This is a genomic window from Rhizobium sp. B21/90, from assembly GCF_019355815.1.
GTDB classification, from domain to species: domain Bacteria; phylum Pseudomonadota; class Alphaproteobacteria; order Rhizobiales; family Rhizobiaceae; genus Rhizobium; species Rhizobium rhododendri.
Genome location: NZ_CP072162.1, coordinates 359,522 through 379,925, shown reverse-complemented (window position 1 = coordinate 379,925; position 20,404 = coordinate 359,522). Strand labels below are relative to the sequence as shown.

23 protein-coding genes and 1 pseudogene are annotated in these 20,404 nt (G+C 57.8%); 11 read left to right on the top strand and 13 right to left on the bottom strand.

All coding sequences use genetic code 11. The features are described from left to right. Positions 1-30 precede the first annotated feature (30 nt). Positions 31-2,253, bottom strand: coding sequence for a cation:proton antiporter (locus J5278_RS01795; protein WP_209185370.1), 2,223 nt, complete (start codon positions 2,251-2,253; stop codon positions 31-33). A 317-nt stretch (positions 2,254-2,570) separates the two neighbouring features. On the opposite strand from J5278_RS01795, the gene J5278_RS01790 reads away from it, so the two are divergent. Then, positions 2,571-2,846: a hypothetical protein gene (locus tag J5278_RS01790; RefSeq protein ID WP_209185371.1), complete on the top strand. Its 276-nt coding sequence runs from the start codon at positions 2,571-2,573 to the stop codon at positions 2,844-2,846. 22 nt (positions 2,847-2,868) lie between these two features. Here the strand turns inward: J5278_RS01790 and J5278_RS01785 are convergent, their stop codons facing one another. Both J5278_RS01785 and J5278_RS30840 read right to left on the bottom strand, forming a co-directional pair. Next, positions 2,869-3,369, bottom strand: coding sequence for a regulatory protein RecX (locus tag J5278_RS01785; protein WP_224127913.1), 501 nt, complete (start codon positions 3,367-3,369; stop codon positions 2,869-2,871). Positions 3,370-3,581: 212 nt separating this feature from the next. After that, positions 3,582-3,773 (bottom strand): annotated as a pseudogene (locus J5278_RS30840) (cold-shock protein); the annotation flags it as partial. Positions 3,774-4,020: 247 nt separating this feature from the next. Here J5278_RS30840 and J5278_RS01775 point away from each other — a divergent pair. From J5278_RS01775 to J5278_RS01755, 5 genes are all read left to right on the top strand, one after another. Continuing rightward, positions 4,021-6,321, top strand: coding sequence for an FdhF/YdeP family oxidoreductase (locus J5278_RS01775; RefSeq protein WP_209185372.1), 2,301 nt, complete (start codon positions 4,021-4,023; stop codon positions 6,319-6,321). 164 nt (positions 6,322-6,485) lie between these two features. Further along, positions 6,486-7,493 carry a Tim44 domain-containing protein gene (locus J5278_RS01770; protein ID WP_209185373.1) on the top strand — a complete coding sequence of 336 codons (1,008 nt, stop codon included), beginning with the start codon at positions 6,486-6,488 and terminating at the stop codon, positions 7,491-7,493. 589 nt (positions 7,494-8,082) lie between these two features. Further along, positions 8,083-8,280, top strand: a complete 198-nt coding sequence (locus J5278_RS01765) for a hypothetical protein (protein ID WP_209185374.1) — start codon at positions 8,083-8,085, stop codon at positions 8,278-8,280. Beyond that, the gene (locus J5278_RS01760) at positions 8,261-9,106 is read left to right on the top strand and encodes a hypothetical protein (RefSeq protein ID WP_209185375.1); all 846 of its coding nucleotides are present in this window, start codon (positions 8,261-8,263) and stop codon (positions 9,104-9,106) included. Before J5278_RS01765 ends, J5278_RS01760 begins: the two co-directional genes overlap by 20 nt. 581 nt (positions 9,107-9,687) lie before the next feature. Beyond that, positions 9,688-9,969: a hypothetical protein gene (locus tag J5278_RS01755; protein WP_209185376.1), complete on the top strand. Its 282-nt coding sequence runs from the start codon at positions 9,688-9,690 to the stop codon at positions 9,967-9,969. Positions 9,970-10,057: 88 nt separating this feature from the next. Here the strand turns inward: J5278_RS01755 and J5278_RS01750 are convergent, their stop codons facing one another. From J5278_RS01750 to J5278_RS01730, 5 genes are read right to left on the bottom strand one after another with little or no spacing between them, the layout of a single operon-like run. Then, a complete protein-coding gene (locus J5278_RS01750) occupies positions 10,058-10,267 on the bottom strand; it encodes a hypothetical protein (protein WP_209185377.1) in 210 nt (69 codons plus the stop codon). 1 nt (position 10,268) lies between these two features. Beyond that, positions 10,269-10,943 (bottom strand): hypothetical protein, encoded by a 675-nt coding sequence (locus tag J5278_RS01745; protein WP_209185378.1) that lies wholly within the window; start codon positions 10,941-10,943, stop codon positions 10,269-10,271. After that, on the bottom strand, positions 10,940-11,755 hold the full coding sequence (locus tag J5278_RS01740) for a hypothetical protein (RefSeq protein WP_209185379.1): 816 nt from the start codon (positions 11,753-11,755) through the stop codon (positions 10,940-10,942). Before J5278_RS01740 ends, J5278_RS01745 begins: the two co-directional genes overlap by 4 nt. Before the next feature lie 43 nt (positions 11,756-11,798). Continuing rightward, complete coding sequence (locus J5278_RS01735; protein ID WP_209185380.1) at positions 11,799-12,182, bottom strand: hypothetical protein; 384 nt, start codon at positions 12,180-12,182, stop codon at positions 11,799-11,801. Next, complete coding sequence (locus tag J5278_RS01730; RefSeq protein ID WP_209185381.1) at positions 12,179-12,487, bottom strand: hypothetical protein; 309 nt, start codon at positions 12,485-12,487, stop codon at positions 12,179-12,181. Before J5278_RS01730 ends, J5278_RS01735 begins: the two co-directional genes overlap by 4 nt. 107 nt (positions 12,488-12,594) lie before the next feature. On the opposite strand from J5278_RS01730, the gene J5278_RS01725 reads away from it, so the two are divergent. From J5278_RS01725 to J5278_RS01705, 5 genes are all read left to right on the top strand, one after another. Further along, the gene (locus tag J5278_RS01725; RefSeq protein ID WP_209185382.1) at positions 12,595-12,840 is read left to right on the top strand and encodes a helix-turn-helix transcriptional regulator; all 246 of its coding nucleotides are present in this window, start codon (positions 12,595-12,597) and stop codon (positions 12,838-12,840) included. 5 nt (positions 12,841-12,845) lie between these two features. After that, positions 12,846-13,373: a hypothetical protein gene (locus J5278_RS01720; RefSeq protein WP_209185383.1), complete on the top strand. Its 528-nt coding sequence runs from the start codon at positions 12,846-12,848 to the stop codon at positions 13,371-13,373. A gap of 854 nt (positions 13,374-14,227) precedes the next feature. Continuing rightward, positions 14,228-14,653, top strand: coding sequence for a hypothetical protein (locus tag J5278_RS01715; RefSeq protein WP_209185384.1), 426 nt, complete (start codon positions 14,228-14,230; stop codon positions 14,651-14,653). 95 nt (positions 14,654-14,748) lie between these two features. Then, positions 14,749-14,931: a hypothetical protein gene (locus J5278_RS01710; RefSeq protein WP_209185385.1), complete on the top strand. Its 183-nt coding sequence runs from the start codon at positions 14,749-14,751 to the stop codon at positions 14,929-14,931. Between the two features lie 711 nt (positions 14,932-15,642). After that, positions 15,643-16,491 carry a hypothetical protein gene (locus J5278_RS01705; RefSeq protein WP_209229396.1) on the top strand — a complete coding sequence of 283 codons (849 nt, stop codon included), beginning with the start codon at positions 15,643-15,645 and terminating at the stop codon, positions 16,489-16,491. Between the two features lie 844 nt (positions 16,492-17,335). On the opposite strand, the gene J5278_RS01700 is transcribed toward J5278_RS01705, so the two are convergent. The 5 genes from J5278_RS01700 to J5278_RS01680 all read right to left on the bottom strand — a co-directional run bounded on the left by J5278_RS01700 (position 17,336) and on the right by J5278_RS01680 (position 20,372). Then, entirely contained in the window at positions 17,336-17,836 is a 501-nt protein-coding gene (locus tag J5278_RS01700; protein WP_209185387.1) for a DUF4411 family protein, read from the bottom strand. Further along, entirely contained in the window at positions 17,836-18,999 is a 1,164-nt protein-coding gene (locus J5278_RS01695) for an ImmA/IrrE family metallo-endopeptidase (protein WP_209185388.1), read from the bottom strand. Before J5278_RS01695 ends, J5278_RS01700 begins: the two co-directional genes overlap by 1 nt. Positions 19,000-19,232: 233 nt before the next feature. Next, positions 19,233-19,487, bottom strand: a complete 255-nt coding sequence (locus tag J5278_RS01690) for a hypothetical protein (RefSeq protein ID WP_307877462.1) — start codon at positions 19,485-19,487, stop codon at positions 19,233-19,235. Beyond that, a complete protein-coding gene (locus J5278_RS01685) occupies positions 19,487-20,011 on the bottom strand; it encodes a helix-turn-helix transcriptional regulator (RefSeq protein WP_209185389.1) in 525 nt (174 codons plus the stop codon). Before J5278_RS01685 ends, J5278_RS01690 begins: the two co-directional genes overlap by 1 nt. 7 nt (positions 20,012-20,018) lie before the next feature. Further along, the gene (locus J5278_RS01680) at positions 20,019-20,372 is read right to left on the bottom strand and encodes a hypothetical protein (RefSeq protein WP_209185390.1); all 354 of its coding nucleotides are present in this window, start codon (positions 20,370-20,372) and stop codon (positions 20,019-20,021) included. Between the last annotated feature and the right edge of the window lie 32 nt (positions 20,373-20,404).

The window sequence follows — 20,404 nt, the reverse complement described above, 5'->3', positions numbered from 1 at the left end:
TAGGTTCCCAATCGAATCCGCGGACCCGCCTTACTCGGTTTCGAAAAACACGAAGGACCGGTCCGCAGCTTCCAGGAGGGTATCGGCAATTGCGCCGTAGGAAAGCCGCTCCCCTGCCCTACGGCTGACACCGAGCACGATGAGGTTGTAATCGCCCTTGCGCGCATGGCGAAGGATCGACAGCTCGGGCGCGGCCCCTTCCTGAACGATCTTGCGGACCTTGACCCCGTTGTAGAGAGCGATCTCGTCGATCTTCTTGAACGCGGCCACATGGGCATTGCTGGCGTCACTGACGCGCGGCAGCGAGCGGATCTGCTGCGGTTCGCGGATATAAAGCACCGAAATCTGGCACTCCGTCGCCTTTGCAATGACGAAAGCAAGCTCGGCGGCGCGCGTCGAACGTTCCGTGCCGCTGATCGGCACCAGGATGCGCAAATTCTTGTCGACCGGCAGTTCGCCCCGCGAGGACACGATCGCCGTCGTTCCCCTGAAGGCCGATGTCATGACCGACAGTTGCTCGTGGAAGCCACCGGCAGTATCGACCGTCGGCTCGACTCCGATGAACAACAGGTCGTGGCCCTTCTCCGCACCCTCGCCGAGGATCTTGCGCAGGTTGGCATCCTTGATTTTCGTGGTGATATGGATGTCGGTTGTTTCCGGCTGGTGCGGATCGGTGGTCGTTGCCACCGCGTCATCGGCCGCAGCCTTGACGCGCTCTGCCCCCTCCTCGGCCCGGGCGACGGCTGCCTTCGGATCGCTATCGCCGGCAGCTTCCGGCTTTGCCGCCGGAGCCTCCTCGCCGATGATGTCGAGCACCGTCACCGGTGTCTTGCGCACCGCAGCGAAATGGCCGGCAATGCGCGCGGCCAGATGGCTGCTCGCGGAAACGTCGATCGCCAGCAGGATCCGTTCGAATTTCTGCAAGAAGCTGCGCTCCTCGAATTCCTCCTGTTTCAGCCGCTCGCGCTCCTCGTCGCGCATCGGTAGACGCGCCAGTGCCCAGCGCAGCGTCGGCGGCATTGCCATGGTCGTCACCACGGCCATGGCGACGATGACCGAGAACAGCCGCTCGTCGAGGACGCCGACGGAGAGACCGATAGTGGCGACGATCACTTCCGTCGAGCCGCGCGCGTTCATGCCGCAGCCGAGTGCCAGCGCTTCGGCATTCGAAAACTTGCCGATCTTGGCGCCGGCAAAGGCACCACCGAACTTGCCAAGACTGGCAATGACGATCAGTCCGACGGCGAGCATCAGCGTCGAGGGATCGCCAAGCACGCTGAGGTCGGTATGCAGGCCGGTAAGACCGAAAAACACAGGCATGAACAACGCCGTCGTCAGCGCCCGCAACTGCTCGTCGATCTGGCGCGTCAGGATCGGCGATTCGCCAACCAGGATGCCGGCCACGAAAGCGCCAAGTACCGTGTGGACGCCGATAGCATTGGTGATGATCGCCATGCCGCCCATGATGGCAATGATCGCACTCAGCACAGGCAGGTCGCTGCGGAACCGGTCATTGGTGAAGCGGATGATCTCGAACACCAGTTTTCGGCCGATGGTAAAGCTGAAGGCCATGAAGGCCAGCGTGCCGATGACCGCCTTGGCGAGCGTCGGCAGGTCGACGGCACCCTTTTCCGCCAGGCTGAAGGTCACGGCAATGATCACCCAGCCGACAGTATCGTCAATGATCGCCGAGGCGACGATCAGTTGACCGATGTTCCGGCGCATGAAGTCCATCTCGCGAACGACGGAGGCGACGATCTTTACCGACGAGATCGATAGCGCAGTACCGAGAAACAGCGACGTCACCAGCCGCTTGCTGGCATCCGGGAGGAACTCTGCGGGGATAAGCTGCCCCAGCGCAAAACCGGCTGCAAACGGCACGGCAATACCGGTCAGAGACACGCCGATGGCTGCCCGTCGCAAGCGTTTGGCGAGCCCGAGATCGGTTTCCATACCGGCCAGCAGCAGAAGGAACAGGATCCCGAGCTGTGCCACCGCATCCGTCATGCTCTTCTGCTCGGGAGACGTCGGAAAGATATGCGCCTGGGCATCTGGCCATATCTGGCCGAGGATCGAAGGGCCGAGAATGATGCCACCGATGATCTGCCCCATGATCGATGGCTGGCCGATCCTCACCATCGCCTCGCCGAGCAGGCGGCCGACGACCACGAGGATGACGATCTGGATCAGGAACAGACTTTCCGACGCGCCCCCCTTGGCGCCCTCTTCAGCAAATGCATTTGCAGGCGCCATGAAAAAGCAGGCCGCTGCCGCTGTCTGTAGAATATGATTTCGGGAGAGGTCGGATAATCTGGGGAAACGTATCAATAAGAATGCCTCGCTATGTCTGCCAGCAACGTCGGATGGGACGCCGCGTTCCCTGGCATTAGCCTTGCAGATGGGTCGTATCCAGAAAAATCAATCCAATAATCTTCCGCTGGCATAGATGACTGCCGTCCCCGGCCCGCCGACCGGAACCGCTCATCAAAGCCGCAGCCGCGAGAGATACCCTTGCATAGAGGCTGCCCGAAGCCTAAATCGGCGCTTGAACAGACAGGATCGGAGACCAGATGAACCCGCTCGCCAAGCCGCAACGCGAAGGAAAATATCGCGACAGGGATATCGACTGCCAGGAGGCTTTGGAAAAGGCATTTATGGAAATCGCCGGCGTCCAGTCCAACACGGTGGTCGCCGCTGCCGGCGGCACCATGTCTCCGGCATTGGCGGCCCTGGCAAAACGCGCCGAGGCTGTCGGCTGGTCGCTGGAAGAGGCCGAAGTCGCCATCAGCGAACTGGCGCAGAACCTGCTGGATGAAGACGCTGCCGGCGCCGGCGAAGAGGAATAAGCAGATGTCCGAAGCGACGCCGTCAGCCTGCCAGGATGGCGTCGGCTTCGTCTGCACTCATCTCGAAGACCGCATTGCCGATCGTGAAGCCGAACCCGTTACGGGCGAACGCCGATAGCTCCTTGGCCTTGCGCTTGTCGTCGGCCTCTCCCCGCCGGTACGGGCCGAAGGCGCGCTTTCTGGCAAAGACCACGGCCGCATAGAGATCGTCGGTATCCTTGAGTGCCGAAGCAGCGACGTCCGTATCCACACCCTTTGCCGAGAGCGTCTGCGCAATAAATCGCTTCGACTTGCCGTTGCGCACGGCAGCATCCGTCTTCTGGCGGGCATAGGCGCCGTCATCCAGTGCCTTCTGTTCATAGGCCAACGCGACTGCCGCAGCGGAAATTGCACGCAGTTGGTCGCCTGTGATGTCTTCGAATTTCGCCTTGGCTTTTTTGACGATCGCTTCGGAAAGCTCTTTTTCCGTCATCATCCGCCGTTCGAGACGGGAGAGCGTTGCATTGCGCGTCCAGGCCAGCATCCGGGGCGTGGGGACTGAACCCTGGTCCTCTTCGGGGACTTCCGGTGGACGCGCCCTGGCCTTCGGAAATTCGATCAGAATCGCCGCAGACCCCATTCGCGCTCGAATTCGGCGTCGGCATCGATTTCCTGAACAACAACAGGGGTAGGGCTGCGTTTCTGCTGCACGGGAGCCTCGACCTTGGCAACAGGAGCAGGCGGCGCGATCATCACCAGGTTCTCGGCGAAGACCTTGCCGTTCTTGTCGCCCAATGTGTATTCCAGGGATGTGCCGGGTTCGAGGGGCGGCAACTTGGCTTCCTCGATTTTCCGCAAATGCAGGAAGACATCAGCGCTGCCATCGTCCGGCGTGATAAAACCATAGCCCTTGGTTACGTTGAACCATTTCACCTTGCCCGTGGCCAAATCCGGCTTTCCTCATTCGCTGCAAATCATTTAACCCATAGTGGCACTACGGCCGGCAAAATTCAACGCCATGACCGTTTGAAGCCCCGAGTAACCGCGATTATTGTTACTATCCGGCACAAGAAATACGTCGGTTGCGGGTGCGCGGTCGCCGCTTCGTGACTGGTCCTTCGTCAGAGCTCAACTATAATGCTTCGAATACGGCGGAGATCGCCTGTAGAACCATCGACGAGGAAGAGGAAGCACCGTGAGCAAGAAGCGTCCCGAAGGCATCGAAACCTACGACGCGCCGGCCGGCGGCTGGGGCGCATTACGCGCCGTCGCCAAGACGCTCTCCCAACAGCAGGTTGTGGCGCAAGGCACGACGACGCTGCTGAAAGCCAATCAGCCCGATGGCTTCGATTGTCCAGGTTGCGCCTGGCCGGACCCGAAACACACCTCCTCGTTCGAATTCTGCGAAAACGGCGCCAAGGCCATCACTTGGGAATCGACGGCAAAACGCGTCGGTCCCAGCTTCTTTGCCGACAACAGCGTAAGCGATCTCTGGCACTGGACGGACCACAAGCTGGAAGATGCCGGCCGACTGACCCATCCGCTGGTCTACGACCGCGACAGCGACCGCTATGTGCCGATCGAATGGGACGAAGCCTACCGCTTGATCGGCACCGAACTGAACAAGCTGCCTGATCCGCACATGGCCGAATTCTACACCTCGGGCCGCGCCTCGAACGAGGCTGCCTTCCTGTTCCAGCTCTTTGTGCGCGCCTACGGCACCAACAATTTCCCCGACTGCTCGAACATGTGCCACGAGGCGACCAGCGTCGGACTGCCGAAATCGATTGGCGTCGGCAAGGGCACGGTGACGCTGGAGGATTTCGACCACTGCGACGCGATCTTCAGTTTTGGCCACAATCCCGGTACCAACCACCCCCGCATGATGGGAACGCTGCATGAAGCAGCCCGTCGCGGCGTACCGATCATCGTCTTCAATCCGCTGAAGGAGCGGGCACTGGAGAAATTCGCATCGCCGCAAAGCCCAGTGGAGATGGCGACCTTCTCCTCGACGCCGATCGCTTCAGCCTATCACCAGGTCCGTACCGGCGGCGATCTGGCTGCCCTGAAGGGCCTGATGAAATCGATCTTCGAGCGCGATGCCGCAGATCTCGCTACCGGCGGGACGGGCGTGCTGGATCGCGAATTCATCGAAACCCACACCGTCGGCCTGGAAGCTCTGAAGGCCGATATCGACGCCACCAGCTGGGACGCCATCATCGAGAGCTCCGGCCTAACGCGGGCAGCGCTCGAGAGCGCCGTCGACGTCTACGTCAATGCCAAAAAGGTCATCCTCTGCTACGGCATGGGCATAACCCAGCACGCCAACGGCACCGCTAACGTCCAGCAACTCGCCAACTTCCTGATGCTGCGCGGCAATATCGGCAAGGAGGGTGCCGGCATCTGTCCGCTGCGCGGCCATTCCAACGTCCAGGGCGACCGCACCGTCGGTATTACCGAGATCCCGACCAAGCCGCTGATCGACGGCATCGAGCGTGCCTTCGGCTTCCGCCCGACCATGGACAAGGGGCACAATGCCGTCGAAGCTGTCGAGGCGATCCGCGACGGCCGGTCGAAGGCGCTGATCTGCCTCGGCGGCAACTTGGCCGTCGCCATGCCCGACCCCGATGCCACCTTCGCTGCCATGCGCAAGCTGGATCTGGCGGTCCACATCACCACCAAGCTCAACCGCTCGCATCTGCTCCTTGCAAAGACCTCGATCCTGCTGCCGGTCTTCGGCCGTACCGACCTCGACACCCAGAAATCCGGGCCGCAATCGGTGACCGTCGAGGACTCGATGTCCATGGTGCACGCCTCACGGGGCTTTCTCAATCCACCAAGCGAGCACCTGCGCTCCGAACCCTCGGTCGTTGCCGGCATGGCAAAGGCGACCCTCGGAGATCGCTACGGCATAGACTGGGACGGCATGATCGAGAATTACGACCGCATCCGCGACAAGATTGCGATTGTCTTCCCGGACTTCCACGACTTCAACGCCCGCGTCCGCGTCAAGGGCGGCTTCCGCCTCGACATTCCGGCAAGCTATCGCCAATGGAAGACCGAAAGCGGCAAGGCAACCTTCCTCGTTGCCCCCGGCGTCGATGAGGATCCGCGCCTCTCCGACGACAATATCCTGGTGCTGACGACGCTGCGCAGCCACGACCAGTACAACACCACCATCTACGGCATGAATGACCGCTATCGCGGCGTATTCGGCAGGCGGGATGTCGTCTTCATGAACAAGGACGACCTTTCCGCACGTGGCCTCACGGAAGGCGACAAGATCGATATTATCGCGGCCCTCTATCCGAACGAAAGCCCGTCGGCCAGCAAGACGGTGCGTGGCTTTACCGTCGTTACCTACGATATCCCCAAGGGCTCGGTGGCCGGCTATTACCCGGAAATGAACAGCGTCATCGCGCTTGGCCATTACGACCGGAAGTCCGGTACTCCGGCCTATAAGGGGGTGCCGGTCGAGGTGCGCCGCGCCGTCTGACCACACGGGCAAGGCTTTCCATCCCGATTGGCCCGCAGCAGGGGACAGTGGGGATGGAAGTCACGAAAAGATCCCCGCAAGGAGAATCGCCGGGAGAGCTTAAAACTGTGATCTGCAGTCCCTATATGAGGAACGTCACAGTTCAGTGCCTCATAGGAGAAGCAATGCCCGCTGCCTCGCGTTTCGCCAAATTCGCTCTTATCGCCGTCGTTTCAGCGGCCAGCGTCTTTGCTACCATCGGTGATGCGGATGCCCGGCGCGCCGGCGGCGGCATGAGCTTCGGAAGCAGAGGCACCCGCACCTATACGGCGCCGCCAGCCACCAGCACGGCCCCGACCACTGCCGCGCCGATCGAGCGCTCGATGACACCCCAGACCTCGCCGCAATTTCAGCCGCAGCCTGGCGTCAACGCGCCCCGCACCGGCGGAATGTTCGGTGGCTTCGGCCGCTCGCTGCTCGGCGGCCTTGCCATCGGCGGCCTGCTCGGCATGTTCCTCGGCCACGGCTTTGGCGGTGCGGCCGGCTTCCTCGGCATGCTCCTGCAGATCGCCATCGTCGGCGGCCTGATCATGCTCGCCATGCGCTTCTTCGCCAATCGCCGGCAGGGTGCAGCCTCACCATCGGCAGGCAACGCCTATGCCGGCCCGTCGCCAATGACGCCGTCCTTCCGCATTCCGACCTTGGGCGGCTCAGGCTCAGGCTCAGGCTACGGTTCCGGCAATGCGCCGAAGACATCGGCCAAGCCGAGCGACGAAATCGGCCTGTCGCCAACCGACTACAGCCGCTTCGAAGCACTGCTCACCAAAATCCAGACCGCCTACGGCGCCGAAGATTATAGTGCCATCCGCGCCCTGACGACGCCTGAAGCCATGTCCTATCTGGCCGAAGAACTCGGCGAAAACGCCACCAATGGCGTCCGCAACACCGTATCGCAGGTGAAATTGCTGCAGGGCGACGTATCCGAAGCATGGCGCGAAAACGGTGTCGACTACGCGACCCTCGCCATGCGCTACTCCAGCATCGATGCCATGGTCGATCGCAACAGCGGCAAGCTCGTCGACGGCGACGACCGCAACCCGAGCGAATCCACCGAACTCTGGACCTTCACCCGCAAACCCGGCACCGAATGGCTCCTCTCCGCCATCCAGGGCACTGAGCCTGCAAGGCACTAAGGCGAACTGCGATCGCGGCCGGGGATCAATCCCGGCCGCATGAGCATCGGCAGAAAATTGCGATAACGTGCAATGGCCTGTGAGTGACACACGCCAATCTCTTTAGTGAGCACATCAGCAAAAAAACTGGAAAATAATGCGAGCTACCGCAGATAGCCGCTAAAGATGGCGGAATCCAAATCAGGAATTGGCGGAGAGGGTGTCCGACTAACTAATCCTATATCTACTTGTTTATATTAGATATAAGTTTAAGGTGCAAATCCATCCCCATTTCCATCCCCATTTCGCTCATCCGGTCGGCAGAGAACACTTGCGATCAAAGGTGATGTCTTGCGCCACCACGTGATGATTGTCTACTTGGTTCGACAGATAGGTGATTGGCTGTGCCGCCCCGTCATGATGCGACCTTTTTAACTTTCCTACGTTACAGAGCATACGAAAAGACCAGAAGCGTGCGTGATGCCAACAATTGGCTTGACCTGCGGGTCTTGCACTGATTCTTGTGAGACTACTGAAGTTGTCGTCAGGTTCACGCAAACGTCGGCACGTAGAAGTCAGGCGAGCAATTATTTGCTCGATGGAGAGCACCATGAATATCTATGAATCCTTGGCCATGGCAGACATTTCCGACATCACACGTCCGAAATCTTCCGGACGCATGGTGGATACAAGGGTTGTTCACGCTCCTGCTGAACCGCGGCCGGACTATGATAAGATGCGTCGCATGGTTCATGGCGATGCGGCCGATTTGAAGGTTCCAGCACAGCATGACCAAGGACGTGACTAAGACCGTCGCCGAAGAGGCTAAATTTCCGAGAGGAAAGGCGCTTCCATCCCAGTCGCCCTTGTTTTGGGTTCAGCAGAAAGATCGATACCTCCGCCAGCTCCTCATCTCAGATATCGAAGAGATGACCGGTCGACGTCTGGTCGTGTATTTTGCGAACCGCTTCAAACAAGAGTCGATCATCAATGCAGGCGATATCCCGTATGTCGCGGAGCTGCTGGGGGATTTGAACGGCGCGCCGACTGATCTCCTTCTCGAAACGAATGGTGGTGAGACGGATGCGACGGAGGCAATCGTCTCCCTGCTTCAAAGTACGGTAACCGACCTTCGCGTGATTGTGGTCAACGCTGCCAAGAGTAACGGCACGATGATATGTCTGGCGGCGCGTGAAATCATCATGGGTCCCACGTCAGAACTGGGACCTATCGATCCTGCCCTGAATGGCGTGCCGGCCTCGATTTTGATCGAGCCTCCAATTGCGCAGCAGAATTATCCGCTACACCGCCTCGCGGCATACGCGATTATGCAAACCACGAAATTGGCCACAACGCTTCTTCAGAATGGAATGCTCGCCGGAAAAACGCCCCATGAGGTAAGCGCCGTCGTAGAGGCTCTTTCCACGAAGAACGTTTTTCATTCTCATGGCTCAGTTGTCGATCATCGTGAAGCCAAGGCGCTCGGTCTGGCGGTAAATTACCTTCCCGAGGCTGATGAGCTATGGAAGCGCCTTTGGTTACTCCACTGCATGTACGCGCAAGATATCACCACATCGAATTACCTAAAAATATTTGAAGGCCGTGCCAGAAGCACATCGGTCGCGGCCACGTAGGGCGCATTCAGAATGCAGTTCGGCTTTGTTCGGCGTCTCGACGATCGACTGGCGGAGTTATGGAAGACAGCAACCCGCTTGATCAAGCGATGACACCGGCCGCCGTGGTGGCGGTCTTGCAGTCCAATGGCATCATCCTTTCCGAACGAACGTTGCGAGAGCACGCGAGGCGGATCGGCGCGTGCCGGATCATTGGAAAGACGATGTTTCTCATGCCATCCGACGTTGTGCAGATCATCGAGGCGGCGAAACCCAAGCCAAAGCATCTGCCGGCAGCTGGCGCTGCCGTTTCCCGGTGGACGGAAAACGATACCGACGAGCTGCTGAAGAGGGTTGAGGGCGGCCCTCGCCGAAGGGGGCCATCAAAAAGCGCTGAGGGGCCTTGGACTGATGCAGACGCCGCGGCCCTTCGCCAACGACTGGTCGATGATTTGCGGAGAAAACCAGCTTGGAAGGGTCCGGCGAAGCGCGGCCGGCCGCCGAAGACATAGTCTTAGCGGCCGATTCAAACTTCCACATTTGTGATTCTTAAATACGAAGTAATGGGGGGAGTGGTCGACCACCTTCATGCTGAGCGGGCAATGATCGACGAAAATCTGATGCGGGCGGAACTGTCCGCGTCGGAGCGGGCCGTTCAGACGGCTCGTCGCAAAGCGATATATCTTGAGCTGCATCCTGAAACGGCGGCAGGCGTGGCGGGCGCTATTGCGAAGCATTTTGCAACGGACAATTTGTCCACTGCATCCTTTGCATCCGAGACAGCCAATGCCACTGGCAAGGATGAACGGACCGTTCGTCGCGATGCCGAGCGCGGCGAAAAAGTAATCCCTGAAGTTATGACCATGATCACCACTCGCGCGTAGGGGGTGCGAACCTGGGTGCGAACCTGGGTGCGTACCTACGGACCGATCCCGTGTTTTGGAATGCTTTACTTTTGCTTTACTGATTTGATCACAAGCCAGCGCCTCCGAGCACCTTGCCAAGCGGCGGCTCGCGCTCGTCGATGTCCTCTAAGTCGTCGTCTTCGAGATCGGCGTCACCGTCCATCGTGTCCAGCAAGGCTATGGCCTGGTCGATCCACCGTTCCAGTTCGCGCCTACGGAAGGCGAAGACAGCCGGGGAACGTGCGGCGGGGCAGGCCGTAGTGCCTGCGGTGTCCATTTTAGACGTCCTCCCCAAGGTCGGACCAAACGGCCTTCGCGAGCCACATACTGGCAGTGAAGCGTTCTTCGGCCCCGAGAGCGGCATACGCAGCTGTCGCCCGTACTTTCAGAGCGACGCCGGCCAGCGTAGCGGCTCGGCACTCCGCAATCTGATGGACGATCCGGCGCAGCTCGGCTTCCGCCGATTGATATTCGTTCATCGCGCCTGCTAAGCCGGAAGCGTGCTCGGCTGCCTTCTGCTGCTCTTCGAACTTGACGACTTTGGCCCGAATGAACTTTACGTTGTGGGGATCGGCAAATCCCTTCTCTACGTGCCCGTCGATTTGAAGCCTGCATACCTTCATCATCCGGAAGCCGCGTTCTGACTTCATTGCGCGTGATGTCGGGCTGGTCGGGTCGTGGTATAGTTCCAGGTACCGCCGCCAAGGCCCATCGCGATACTCCTCGAACAGGACGCCATTCCCGTCGGGGGCGATTGCGCGGTACGCATCCTTGAATGCCGGTAGCCGTTCGTTCGCATCTTGAAACTGGGCATGAGCGGTATCAAAGTGCTTGCCGAGGGCGAGTAACGCCGCATCCTGCGAGGTCTCGGCGGCCACATGGGCGATTGAAGTGGATGTGAGGGCAGAGGCAACGGCCAAGCCGCCGAGGAACGAACGGCGAGTGGTATTCATGATGCGCCTCCCTGGGCATGGCGAAGGATGGATTTGGCAATGCTGGCGTGCCAGTCCGCGCCCCCACCGAGAATTTGACCGTAGATCTTTTCGTTTTTGTCGAGCCGGCTCCACTCCATGAGCGTTTCGGCTTTGATAAGGAGCCCTTCCATGGTCCAGTCGTCTTCAGCCATGACTGCGGAAACGTGGTCAGCGAATGCTGCGAGCGCCTGTTCTCGAGCGGGATAGAGAAGTTCATGATCTGCCAGGGCGGCGGCGCAAGCATGCTCGCGCTTTACCTCATATGCGGTGACCGTTTCGAGTTGTGACTTGAGCCGCTGGGCTTCTGCTTCTGCATCGAGGAACTCGGCGGCCACCCTGTTCTTCTTTGCCAACCGCTTGGCCTTGAGCGCGCGGCCTATCTGCGTCTCGATTTGCCAAGACGTTGTCATAATGCGGCGAGGCCACTGTTCGCCCTGACGGAATAGGTAACTCCCGGTAGCGTATCTCTCGGTGTCGCCCGCCTGCGGCTCGGTCCAAGGATTGCTATTGCCGATTTCAGTTATTTCATCGGGTGCAAGGGGCGTTGACGCTTTCCGGCGTTCGCTCATCTCGTGGTACGCGTCATAGGCTTTGTGATATGCCCCGGCGACGGCCGGCAGCCGAGTGGCAAAGTCGAGCAGCTTCGGGTTCTCCGAACCGATGGCGGCGACAGGCGCAGAAGCTGTGGCTGCAGCTGCAGCAGATGCGGCAGCAAGACCGAGAAGGAAGCGGCGGCGGTTCGTGGTGATAGATGGCATAGCTTCGCCAGCTGCCAGGACTGTATTCGGCATTGATATCTCCTATGGTCGGTTGAAGCTGGGCGAGTGAGGCCGTCTATTCCGGCGGCGGGGCGGCGCTGGACACCAATATCTGCGTGTGCGGCGTGCCGTCGAATTCGCCGGAGAGCAGGCGGGCTACAGACATTGCGTATTCGTTGACCGCACCCATGAAGCCAACGACAAGCCCCCGGCTCACGTCGGACCTGATCATATCGAGCACGATGGGGCCGAGCAGGCTCGCATTGCCGTTCGTCGGGTGCCGGCCAAGATATTCGAGGTATTCCGCCGCAAGCTCCCGGCCACGCGCACAGTCGCTCGAATAACTGCCGGTCGGTTCGGCGGTCCAATACTGATAGCCCCGACCCTTGCCGATCCTGGCCATGAACGAGAGAGCGTCGGCAGCGCAGACGTCAGCCACAGTGGTTTCGCTGGTCTTCATTGGATCACCCCTCCAAGCATTTTGATTTCCGCGAGCACTGCCTGGCGGTCGCCGGCTATGCGCATCTTCCATGGTCGGGCATCGACCCGCATGAGTTCGATGGTCAGTTCCTGCACCCGCTCGGCGGCGCGCTCCTGCATTGTTTTCTTGCCGTCGGCAATCCGCTGCTTTGCCCAAGTCCAGGCGGTGCGGAGACACTGAGCGAACAGCTTGCGGCGGCCCTCAACGTGGCTGGGCCGGCTGGAGCGGGTTTCGCGGCGGTAGATGGCCCAGGCCTCGGTCATAATGTTGCGAATGTGGAACATTGAAGCAAATCCCGTTGTATTTTGATCCGTTAGGGATTATTTAAACCTTATAGGATCATATTTCAATACCATACGGATCATTTTCTTTCCCAAAAGGATCAAATAACGTGGACGCTGAACAATTGCGTGCTGCCCGAGCTCTCTTGCGGTGGTCGCAGCAGGATTTATCTGATCGTTGCCAGGTATCGGTCCCGACCATAAAAAGGCTTGAAGCGATGGAGGGGGAACTGTCCGGTCACTCGAACACGATCAAGGCTATCGAGACCGCGCTGATAGAAGCAGGTGTGAAATTCATACCTGAGAACGGCGGCGGCGCTGGTGTCCGGCTGGCAAGGCCGAAGAAGGGAGAGTGAGTTCAATGCCGATATGGGTTGCTGCGCTTCAAGCCCTTCTGACGCCAGCCATCGCCGTGGCCGTTGGCGTAATAGCGTTCATGCAATGGCGAACGGCTCATCAGAAAGTCGTGCTCGAGATGTTCGAGCGTCGATTGGCTGTTTATGAATTGGTGAAATCCGCAGTGAGGTCAGTAAACACTAGCGGCACCGTTGCGGACGAGGCTCAGTTCAACCTGCTGACCGCTATAAATCGCGCCGAGTTCCTATTTGGGAACGATGTCCGCGAGTACCTGGAAAAGCTGTGGGAGGACTATGTCCACCTTCAATCCGCAACCTATGAGATGGCGGATTTGCAGCCCGGGCCTGAAAGATTGGCGGCAATAAAGCGAAGAACCGAACATTTCAGGGGCATAACCGCCTTCTACAAAGATAGTGTTCCAATTTTTGCGCGGTACCTGCGAATGGACCAAAAGCTGATCCGGACGCCAAGCCAATGGTTCAGCGATCGAAACAACATTCGACTGTCCTACGCCGATGAGAAACAAAGCTAACCTACTTCCAGTCCGCCCTGAGGTCGCCGAATAGGGCGTTGATCGCTCGCCCTATATCGCGATGGTGGATGTGTCCATTGGACCAGTTTGCGTTGCCGAAATAGCCTCGACTTCTGATCATTTTGTCCAGGTCAGGCATCGTGTAGTTAAGCTCTCGACATCTAGCTCTGATTTGATCAAGAACCGTGATGCCAGTTGGGAGGAAGGGCTTCGGCAAACGATATATTCCATTTCGCGTGGCAAGCTTTGCGATCTGGTCCCACGTCCTGCCCGGCATAAGCGGCATCAGGACTTCTCGCACCGCCGTTGGGTAAAGACGTCTTACGAGGGAAAGCTCTCTCGCTGTGAAAGGCGGGCGTCTAGTAACCAGATTTAGGGTTCGGGCTCGAGTGCGGCATGCGCGAAGGGTACGATGAGGGAGCGCCCCTACGATGTCAGGGTAGCTCGGAAAGAGGAACCGGACAATCTCATCCTCTTCCGTCGTCCAAATCTTGTCGCCTCTAATGGTAAAGCCCTCACGTTTGATCCTCTGCCGGTTCCGTTCGGCCGAATTTGCATTCCTGGTCAAATAAGCAATCGACATGGCAAATCTCCTCCTGCCACTCGACGCCAGCTTGCCGGCGATGACGAATCCATTTCGGCCCAATCCCCAGAATCCACCGACTGCCTGTGGAAAGGATGTGCGTTTCCGAAAGTGATTTGCTCATGCCAGCAAGTTTGAAACGCCCTACCCTGTAGAAAACGAGGCCGGTGCCGGTTGCGGTGGCAGCCGATAGGATATTGACTATGCTGCGCCCTTATCTCGCCAAGGCGACACGGGCGTGCGTGGAGGTTGAAACTAGGAGGAAGCAATTGTGTTGACTTATAAAGAGTACGTCGAAAAGGAGCGAGCCAGCCGTTCACCTGTGGTGCTATGGTACCTGACGAATGACGCTGAGGCGCATAATGCTGCTCAAGGCCTAATTGAAGAAGGACGGACATATAAGCTCGACAACCGATACTCTGCACGGTTTGATATCGCCCACCAGCCGAACCAAAAAAATCACACGCACGTATATTTGAAGGGCAATGAAGTTTGTGTGGTCAACGATAACGGTACGCCCAGCCACAAGTCGCCGCCGTTTTCAACTCTGCCGTCAAACATTCAATCCAAGATCAGAAGCCTCAAGCTTGTGGAAGCAAGTAGTTATTTGTCGGAGACTGCCTCTGGTGCGCCGAGCGTCCTCATAACTCGGTCAGCACTTGCGATGCTGTGGCTTCGCCTTCTTGCTCCCGAATAGAACGAGTGCTCGCGATGGCTTAAATTCGCAGACCAATGACTCGACTTAGGCGAGAATCTCTGCATGATTACGCTCAACCTTATGGGAGCATCGTCATGAAATTCGCCGCCATTCTTCTTTTCACAGCAGCCACCGTGTTTGCTACTGCGGTCGAAGCACGGCGCGACACGCGGTCCTACAGCGGCTTCTCTACCGGCACATGCAAGCGCGCGAGCTGTTTCGCCAAGCACCCGGGCGGGCACTATGTCTATCCGCACCACTCCGGCCGTCGACATTAATGGCCGATATGGCATCTTTTGATACCCGAACAGAGGAGCGCTCATTTTGCGTTATCGAGCGATCTGATCTGCAGCTCTTCGCTGAGGTGGCATGGAGCCGATTGAATCAGGTTTTCAAAACTGCGCCAATTGCCGCCCTTTATAAGGAGAGACTTCTCTTATTGGCCCTGGGTCAGGGGGGTGCTTTGCACTATGCAAGCGGCGCGAATGGGCTCAAAGATATCGACGTATGGGCATTCTTTTCAGGCGGCCAAAGCAAACCTTTTCCGCATCGGTCACGATGGACAGCGGACTATGGGCCATCAAAGTTTGGGCGTGGCATTGACATCCCAGCCTTCGGAGGCCGCCGGATAGACATCATGGGCAGATCGATAGACGTCAACCGTGGAGAACCTCCAGAGCAAAGCGTTAAGCGATGGTTGAATGGTAGATCGTCCTCTGCGATCGAATTGAGCAAAAAACCAATGTACATAATCGACCCCGGTGAAAAGCTCGGACTGCGATTGTAGGCTCAGGCCAAGGGATTAAAAAACTATGCGACCGCAATCGGCAGCCCGGGAACAGTGGCAAACCTGGTGGATGGTAACTGGACCAAAGCTCCCATCTAGTTTGTTAAGACTCACAAACCAGATTGCACTTGCACCGTTGTCTCAAGAAGAATTTGACGATAACAAAAAGAGGCGAGCACCGGTCCTGACGATGGATGCTTCCTTGGATTCCCAGGTCATAGCTTACCCTCCAAGAGACGAAGTGCAGAGCCGACACCGCCTCCAAATCGATGTTGAAGCGGCGAATGCTGACGATGCATGCGATTTTGCTCAGCGTATAGCGGACAGACTGCTTCTCTCGCTGAGCCTCTCGATACCGGGAAGGCGTTACCACGCTGAGCTTCGGAGGCTTCGTCGGGCAGGCGAGCAGCAAGAGCTTTCCGCTTGGTCGCAAACAGCCAGTATTGCGATGTTCCACGAGCCAGACCCTTTAATCGAAACTGATTTACCGGATGTCAGGGTGCTTTTCGCCACCACCGAAAAGGATACTGTTGCCGAAAACGCTTACATCCACCTCCTGACAGCATGGCAGCTACAAGTCACTGCCGGCGCGAAGCCGCTGCAGCGCTCAATCCTTCAGCACTATGTCCTCTGCGTGGAAGCGATAGTCAGCGGCGTCATGACCTCGATACGCCGGGAGCGTGGAGACAGCATACGGCAGGATGAGCGAAAATTTGCGTCAGAGTTTGCCGAGACACTTTCTAGGCGGGCGAACAAACCGGAAGCTATTCGTGATGCATCTACCGAACTCCGGAATATCGGTCTGATCAACATGCTGCCTTCGATCGCCACGGTGGCATCTGTCCTACAAATACCCGATGACGCAAAGGATCAGGCCATAAATCTATATCGTTTTCGATCAAGCAATCTCAGTCACCCAGGTAGGGATAAGCCGGAAGCATTAAAAAAGTGGCTCACCGGTGGTCCTACCGTGGACCAGTTCTGCTTAGCCGATATGGTCGCGCGCAGCTTCCTCGCAGCGTACTGCAGACATATCGCTGAAACGTCGTAATGGGCTCCCCTGACAGCGTTCTGGTCTTCTATTTCAGTCAGTTTTGGAAAGCTCGATGACAACTAGCAACCTGACGAAGCGACAAGTCCTCACGATCCAAGCTGCTTTGGAATATATCTGCGCCGAGATCGAAGATGATTTAGTCTTCGAGGATCGGTTCGGATGCCCGCGGTGGGTGGTGGAGGAGCTTCTTGCGAAAATGATAACGCAAGATTCGCGAATTCCCGGGCGTTGAGCGAATGAAACTGCCGGAAGCTTGAAGTTGCTCGCACGTCTGTAGCACACGCATCCTTTCGGCCCACTCTTTACCTCCCAAGCAAACGAGACATTCTAAGGGGTCGATCTTGGCTGCGTACTCCGATCGACAACAAAGACCAAGGCTAGGACCACGATCCAACCGGTGGCGAGTTCCCAACTGCTAACTGAACTGGCGGCCGCGTCGCTGGGGACATCGGTCGCCTTAAAGAAAACTTCGAGAAGATATCCCAAAACAGGCATGGCCAAAATGCCACATACGGATGAGAGCGCTATACTTTGGGGCGTACCTCTCGGGCTGTTCCATACATACCCCCACAGCACAAGACCTAGCGTTACTGCAACTAAAGCGCCTGTCAACTCGAACGGACCAGGCGTAACGAATATGGTGACCGAGACTGCCACAACCCCGGCCGTCAACGCTGCAACATCTGTCTGATTGCTCAATTATTTCTCCAAAATTCAAAATCACTTGTCTCGTCCAAATCTAGGTATCGAGAACAACGGATCGCACAGTCACCACCACCCTTGTCGGGACGTCGGCATCCTCGAAAAATGGCCCACCGCGAGTGTGATCGCTAGCATCAAGTTAGATGCGGTGAAGCATAAATGATGCCGACATCTGACGCAGCGCGTCGAACGTGTCGAGGCAAGGAACGCCAAAGTTTACGCAGACGTTTGGGATCATAACTCTATTTTTTGCGCTCGGCTGAGCGACCGTTTCGTGCGTAACGATTGTGGCACCCAACGTAATCGCTTTGGCGATGAGCCAGGGATCGGCTTTCGACAGGAATTTTGCGACCGCGGATGCGGTATAACCGGCATTCGAAACGTGGTCCGCGACCTCAACGAAGTTACTCTGGGTAGCGTCGTCGTCGACGCGAAGGAACCACGCGACCTCGTTTCGTGCAGTTATCCAATCAGCCAGATCATCTCGACCGTCAATTAACTCGTCCCTGACTTCCACAATCGATGCAACGTCATTGGCGCAAACGTGGTCGATCCAATCCCAAAAGCCGGGGCAAATGTCGAACCCATAATACCGGTTCTTCGCTTCAATGAAGATGTTGCTGTCCAGGAGAAATTTCATCAGGCAGCCTGCCTTTTACGATGAAACTTCATGATAGCCGCCGGCTGAGTATTCAGCAGCGCAGCCGCTTGACGCAATAACATTCGGCCAGATACAGCTTCGCCTACGACAGAGTTCGTGAAACGAGAACCGTTTCGGATTGGTAGGACCTTATAAAAATCTCCGCCACCACCAGCTTCATCGTCACGTACCCAACGCTGAGCCTCCGACGCGAAGAACCGCCCGTATTGATCATCGGTGCACTGGCCAAGATCAAATGCTCGACGAGCAATTACGACACGACTGACTTTGAAAAATCGAGAATTGCTGTCGACGTTATCGATGAAAGACCGATCAGCGTGCCACCTTTCAAGGAAACGCGCTTCCGGAACCAGGAATTCCGCTGCAATTGCGTTACACTTTCGTTCAAGAGCCCGATGCGTGCCATAATCGGTCTGGCCGATCTTGACGTTGGAGATGCCGCTTTGTCCCAACCAGATATGCGCCAGCTCATGTGCAAGCGTGAATATTTGCGCAGCCTTTGCGTCTCGGCCATTGATAAATACCAATGGTACAGTTTGATCGCTTATCGCGAATCCTCGGAATTGGTCAACGGAAAGCGGGCGATGGGTATTGCTGCCGACAATACCGTTTCTCATCACCCAGATACCTGCACGTTCGGCCGATTTCATGAGGGTGGAGAGGTAAGCCTCCCAAGACGCTGCAGCTGGCGGCTCACTTTCCGGACCGAATAGAACCAATTTCATGCTCTCAGAAACCTGAATAGCGTCTGCAGAGACGTCGAAGCTTCCGACGAAGGGAAGCTCAGTTCCATCAATCTCGGAAAGATAGTCTCGGTACCAGTCCCGCTTGAACAGGACATCGCGGAGAAGGTCACGGAAATTCAAGTCGAGATTTCGAGCGGGGTCACCGCCAACGGTTCGAAGGTCGGGCAGACCCATCTCTTCATCCGGGGCGCGTCGCAAGAACAGAAATCCAAAAGGGACGTGTAGTGCCGACGCGGCTTGCTGCGCTTGCCGGAATGTTGGCTTGTCTGCTCCGTCGAGCCAGCTTTGGGCGCGATCCGGCGTGACCTTGAGGCGTTCGCCGATAGCTTCAGCGTCTAGACCCGCGCGTTCGCTGGCCCACGCGAGCATGGCTGGATTGATCTGCGCCTTCGCCATTTTTTAAACGTTCACCCCTTTGAGCGGCATTATGCACAAACAGTATGTAGGAGAAACCTTGCGAGAGGATTTCCAACAAAGCTTTCTGTATTGCGAGACTTGATATAGGCGACCGGGGCGCTGGGTATAGGTCGATGTCGCATGCTTTCATCTATTTCACGGGTAATGCAGCGCCTCCAGGCGGTCCAAATGCTCGATCGTCTTCGCCGGCTGTCACGATCGAGACAGGGCACCTACTGCGAACGTCCGCCCTTCTGCCCGGCGATGATGATAGCCGTCAGCTCATCGTCTGTTAGGTCGCGCATCGGCCGCGTGATGAGCGGGTTTTCAGGATCACCACCGATCTGCAGCGGCAGCACCTTGCCCAGCAGCGTCATGAACGGGCCGGGGTTCAGGATGGCTTCCTTCAAAGCGGCCGTGGTCTTGTTCAAGGCCCCTTGCGGCCGGCCCATCCCGGCGCGCGGCGGCTTGTTTCCAGTATCGGTCACTATTTTACTGCCTCCATTTGGGCATGGTGTCGGGACCAGCGGCGACGCTGAGCTTCGACGATCCGGCCAATTCCCTCGGGTGTTCGGGCTCCGGTACTCATCCCGCCGTGGAACTTGCATCGAGCTTTGCCTGGCTCACTCATATTCCGGCAAGCGGTGGCCTTCCTCGTCTTTGCGCCGCATGCCACCCGCCGGCGGGCTTGTCTGCGCGCCTCGCGTTCGTCATGGCGTCGTTTCCAGTCCTCGAGCTTCACAAGGCGACGAGCTTCCTCGGCTTCGAGCATTGCCGCCATGCGGCTAACACCCCATCCCCCTGCGCGCGCGTTACTGGTGGCTTTTACCTTCAGGTCGAGCGACAGCACCGATGCCATACGCGTCACCGCCCATCCGCGAGAATTGAGCCGTTCCTTCCGCTCCCAGTACGAGACCGCGTCCCGACTGACGCCGGCCTTTGCTGCAAGGCCACTCTGGCTTAATCCGGCGGCCTTCCTTGCTGCCTGCAGGTCCGCTCCGCTCAATGCCATGATTGCCTCACTGCACCATTGCTGGCGCGGCTTCATCGAAATACAAACGATCTGCCAACGGCGAGCCGTTCAACGCCTCCAGGACCGATCCTGCTGACAGCAACACTGGAATGAGATGGGAACACATGTCCCTCACCTTGGCTGGGTCATCGGCGCTGTCCTTGATTGCCCTTGCGAGCGAGACGGCGAAGGCCTGCAGGGACAACGCATCGTTGGCGGTCACGCTGTGGGTGTGAAGGTTGAAGACCAACCCGTTCAGTGTGCTCGACGCGCCGTCTCTTGCTTCCTGATCGCCCGTCCGCGCTTGGAAAGCCAAATAGGCCAGCAGGCCGTCGATCGAATCCAGTTTCATTTCATCCATCTTTTCACCTCGATCAAAATGCGGCATGGTGG

Bases quoted from the DNA above. Each gene is read 5' to 3' on its own strand.
- J5278_RS01795 (WP_209185370.1), bottom strand. From the start codon at position 2,253: ATGGCGCCTGCAAATGCATTTGCTGAAGAGGGCGCCAAGGGGGGCGCG.
- J5278_RS01790 (WP_209185371.1), top strand. From the start codon at position 2,571: ATGAACCCGCTCGCCAAGCCGCAACGCGAAGGAAAATATCGCGACAGG.
- J5278_RS01785 (WP_224127913.1), bottom strand. From the start codon at position 3,369: ATGCTGGCCTGGACGCGCAATGCAACGCTCTCCCGTCTCGAACGGCGG.
- J5278_RS01770 (WP_209185373.1), top strand. From the start codon at position 6,486: ATGCCCGCTGCCTCGCGTTTCGCCAAATTCGCTCTTATCGCCGTCGTT.
- J5278_RS01765 (WP_209185374.1), top strand. From the start codon at position 8,083: ATGAATATCTATGAATCCTTGGCCATGGCAGACATTTCCGACATCACA.
- J5278_RS01760 (WP_209185375.1), top strand. From the start codon at position 8,261: ATGACCAAGGACGTGACTAAGACCGTCGCCGAAGAGGCTAAATTTCCG.
- J5278_RS01755 (WP_209185376.1), top strand. From the start codon at position 9,688: ATGATCGACGAAAATCTGATGCGGGCGGAACTGTCCGCGTCGGAGCGG.
- J5278_RS01750 (WP_209185377.1), bottom strand. From the start codon at position 10,267: ATGGACACCGCAGGCACTACGGCCTGCCCCGCCGCACGTTCCCCGGCT.
- J5278_RS01745 (WP_209185378.1), bottom strand. From the start codon at position 10,943: ATGAATACCACTCGCCGTTCGTTCCTCGGCGGCTTGGCCGTTGCCTCT.
- J5278_RS01740 (WP_209185379.1), bottom strand. From the start codon at position 11,755: ATGCCGAATACAGTCCTGGCAGCTGGCGAAGCTATGCCATCTATCACC.
- J5278_RS01735 (WP_209185380.1), bottom strand. From the start codon at position 12,182: ATGAAGACCAGCGAAACCACTGTGGCTGACGTCTGCGCTGCCGACGCT.
- J5278_RS01730 (WP_209185381.1), bottom strand. From the start codon at position 12,487: ATGTTCCACATTCGCAACATTATGACCGAGGCCTGGGCCATCTACCGC.
- J5278_RS01720 (WP_209185383.1), top strand. From the start codon at position 12,846: ATGCCGATATGGGTTGCTGCGCTTCAAGCCCTTCTGACGCCAGCCATC.
- J5278_RS01710 (WP_209185385.1), top strand. From the start codon at position 14,749: ATGAAATTCGCCGCCATTCTTCTTTTCACAGCAGCCACCGTGTTTGCT.
- J5278_RS01700 (WP_209185387.1), bottom strand. From the start codon at position 17,836: ATGAAATTTCTCCTGGACAGCAACATCTTCATTGAAGCGAAGAACCGG.
- J5278_RS01695 (WP_209185388.1), bottom strand. From the start codon at position 18,999: ATGGCGAAGGCGCAGATCAATCCAGCCATGCTCGCGTGGGCCAGCGAA.
- J5278_RS01685 (WP_209185389.1), bottom strand. From the start codon at position 20,011: ATGGCATTGAGCGGAGCGGACCTGCAGGCAGCAAGGAAGGCCGCCGGA.
- J5278_RS01680 (WP_209185390.1), bottom strand. From the start codon at position 20,372: ATGGATGAAATGAAACTGGATTCGATCGACGGCCTGCTGGCCTATTTG.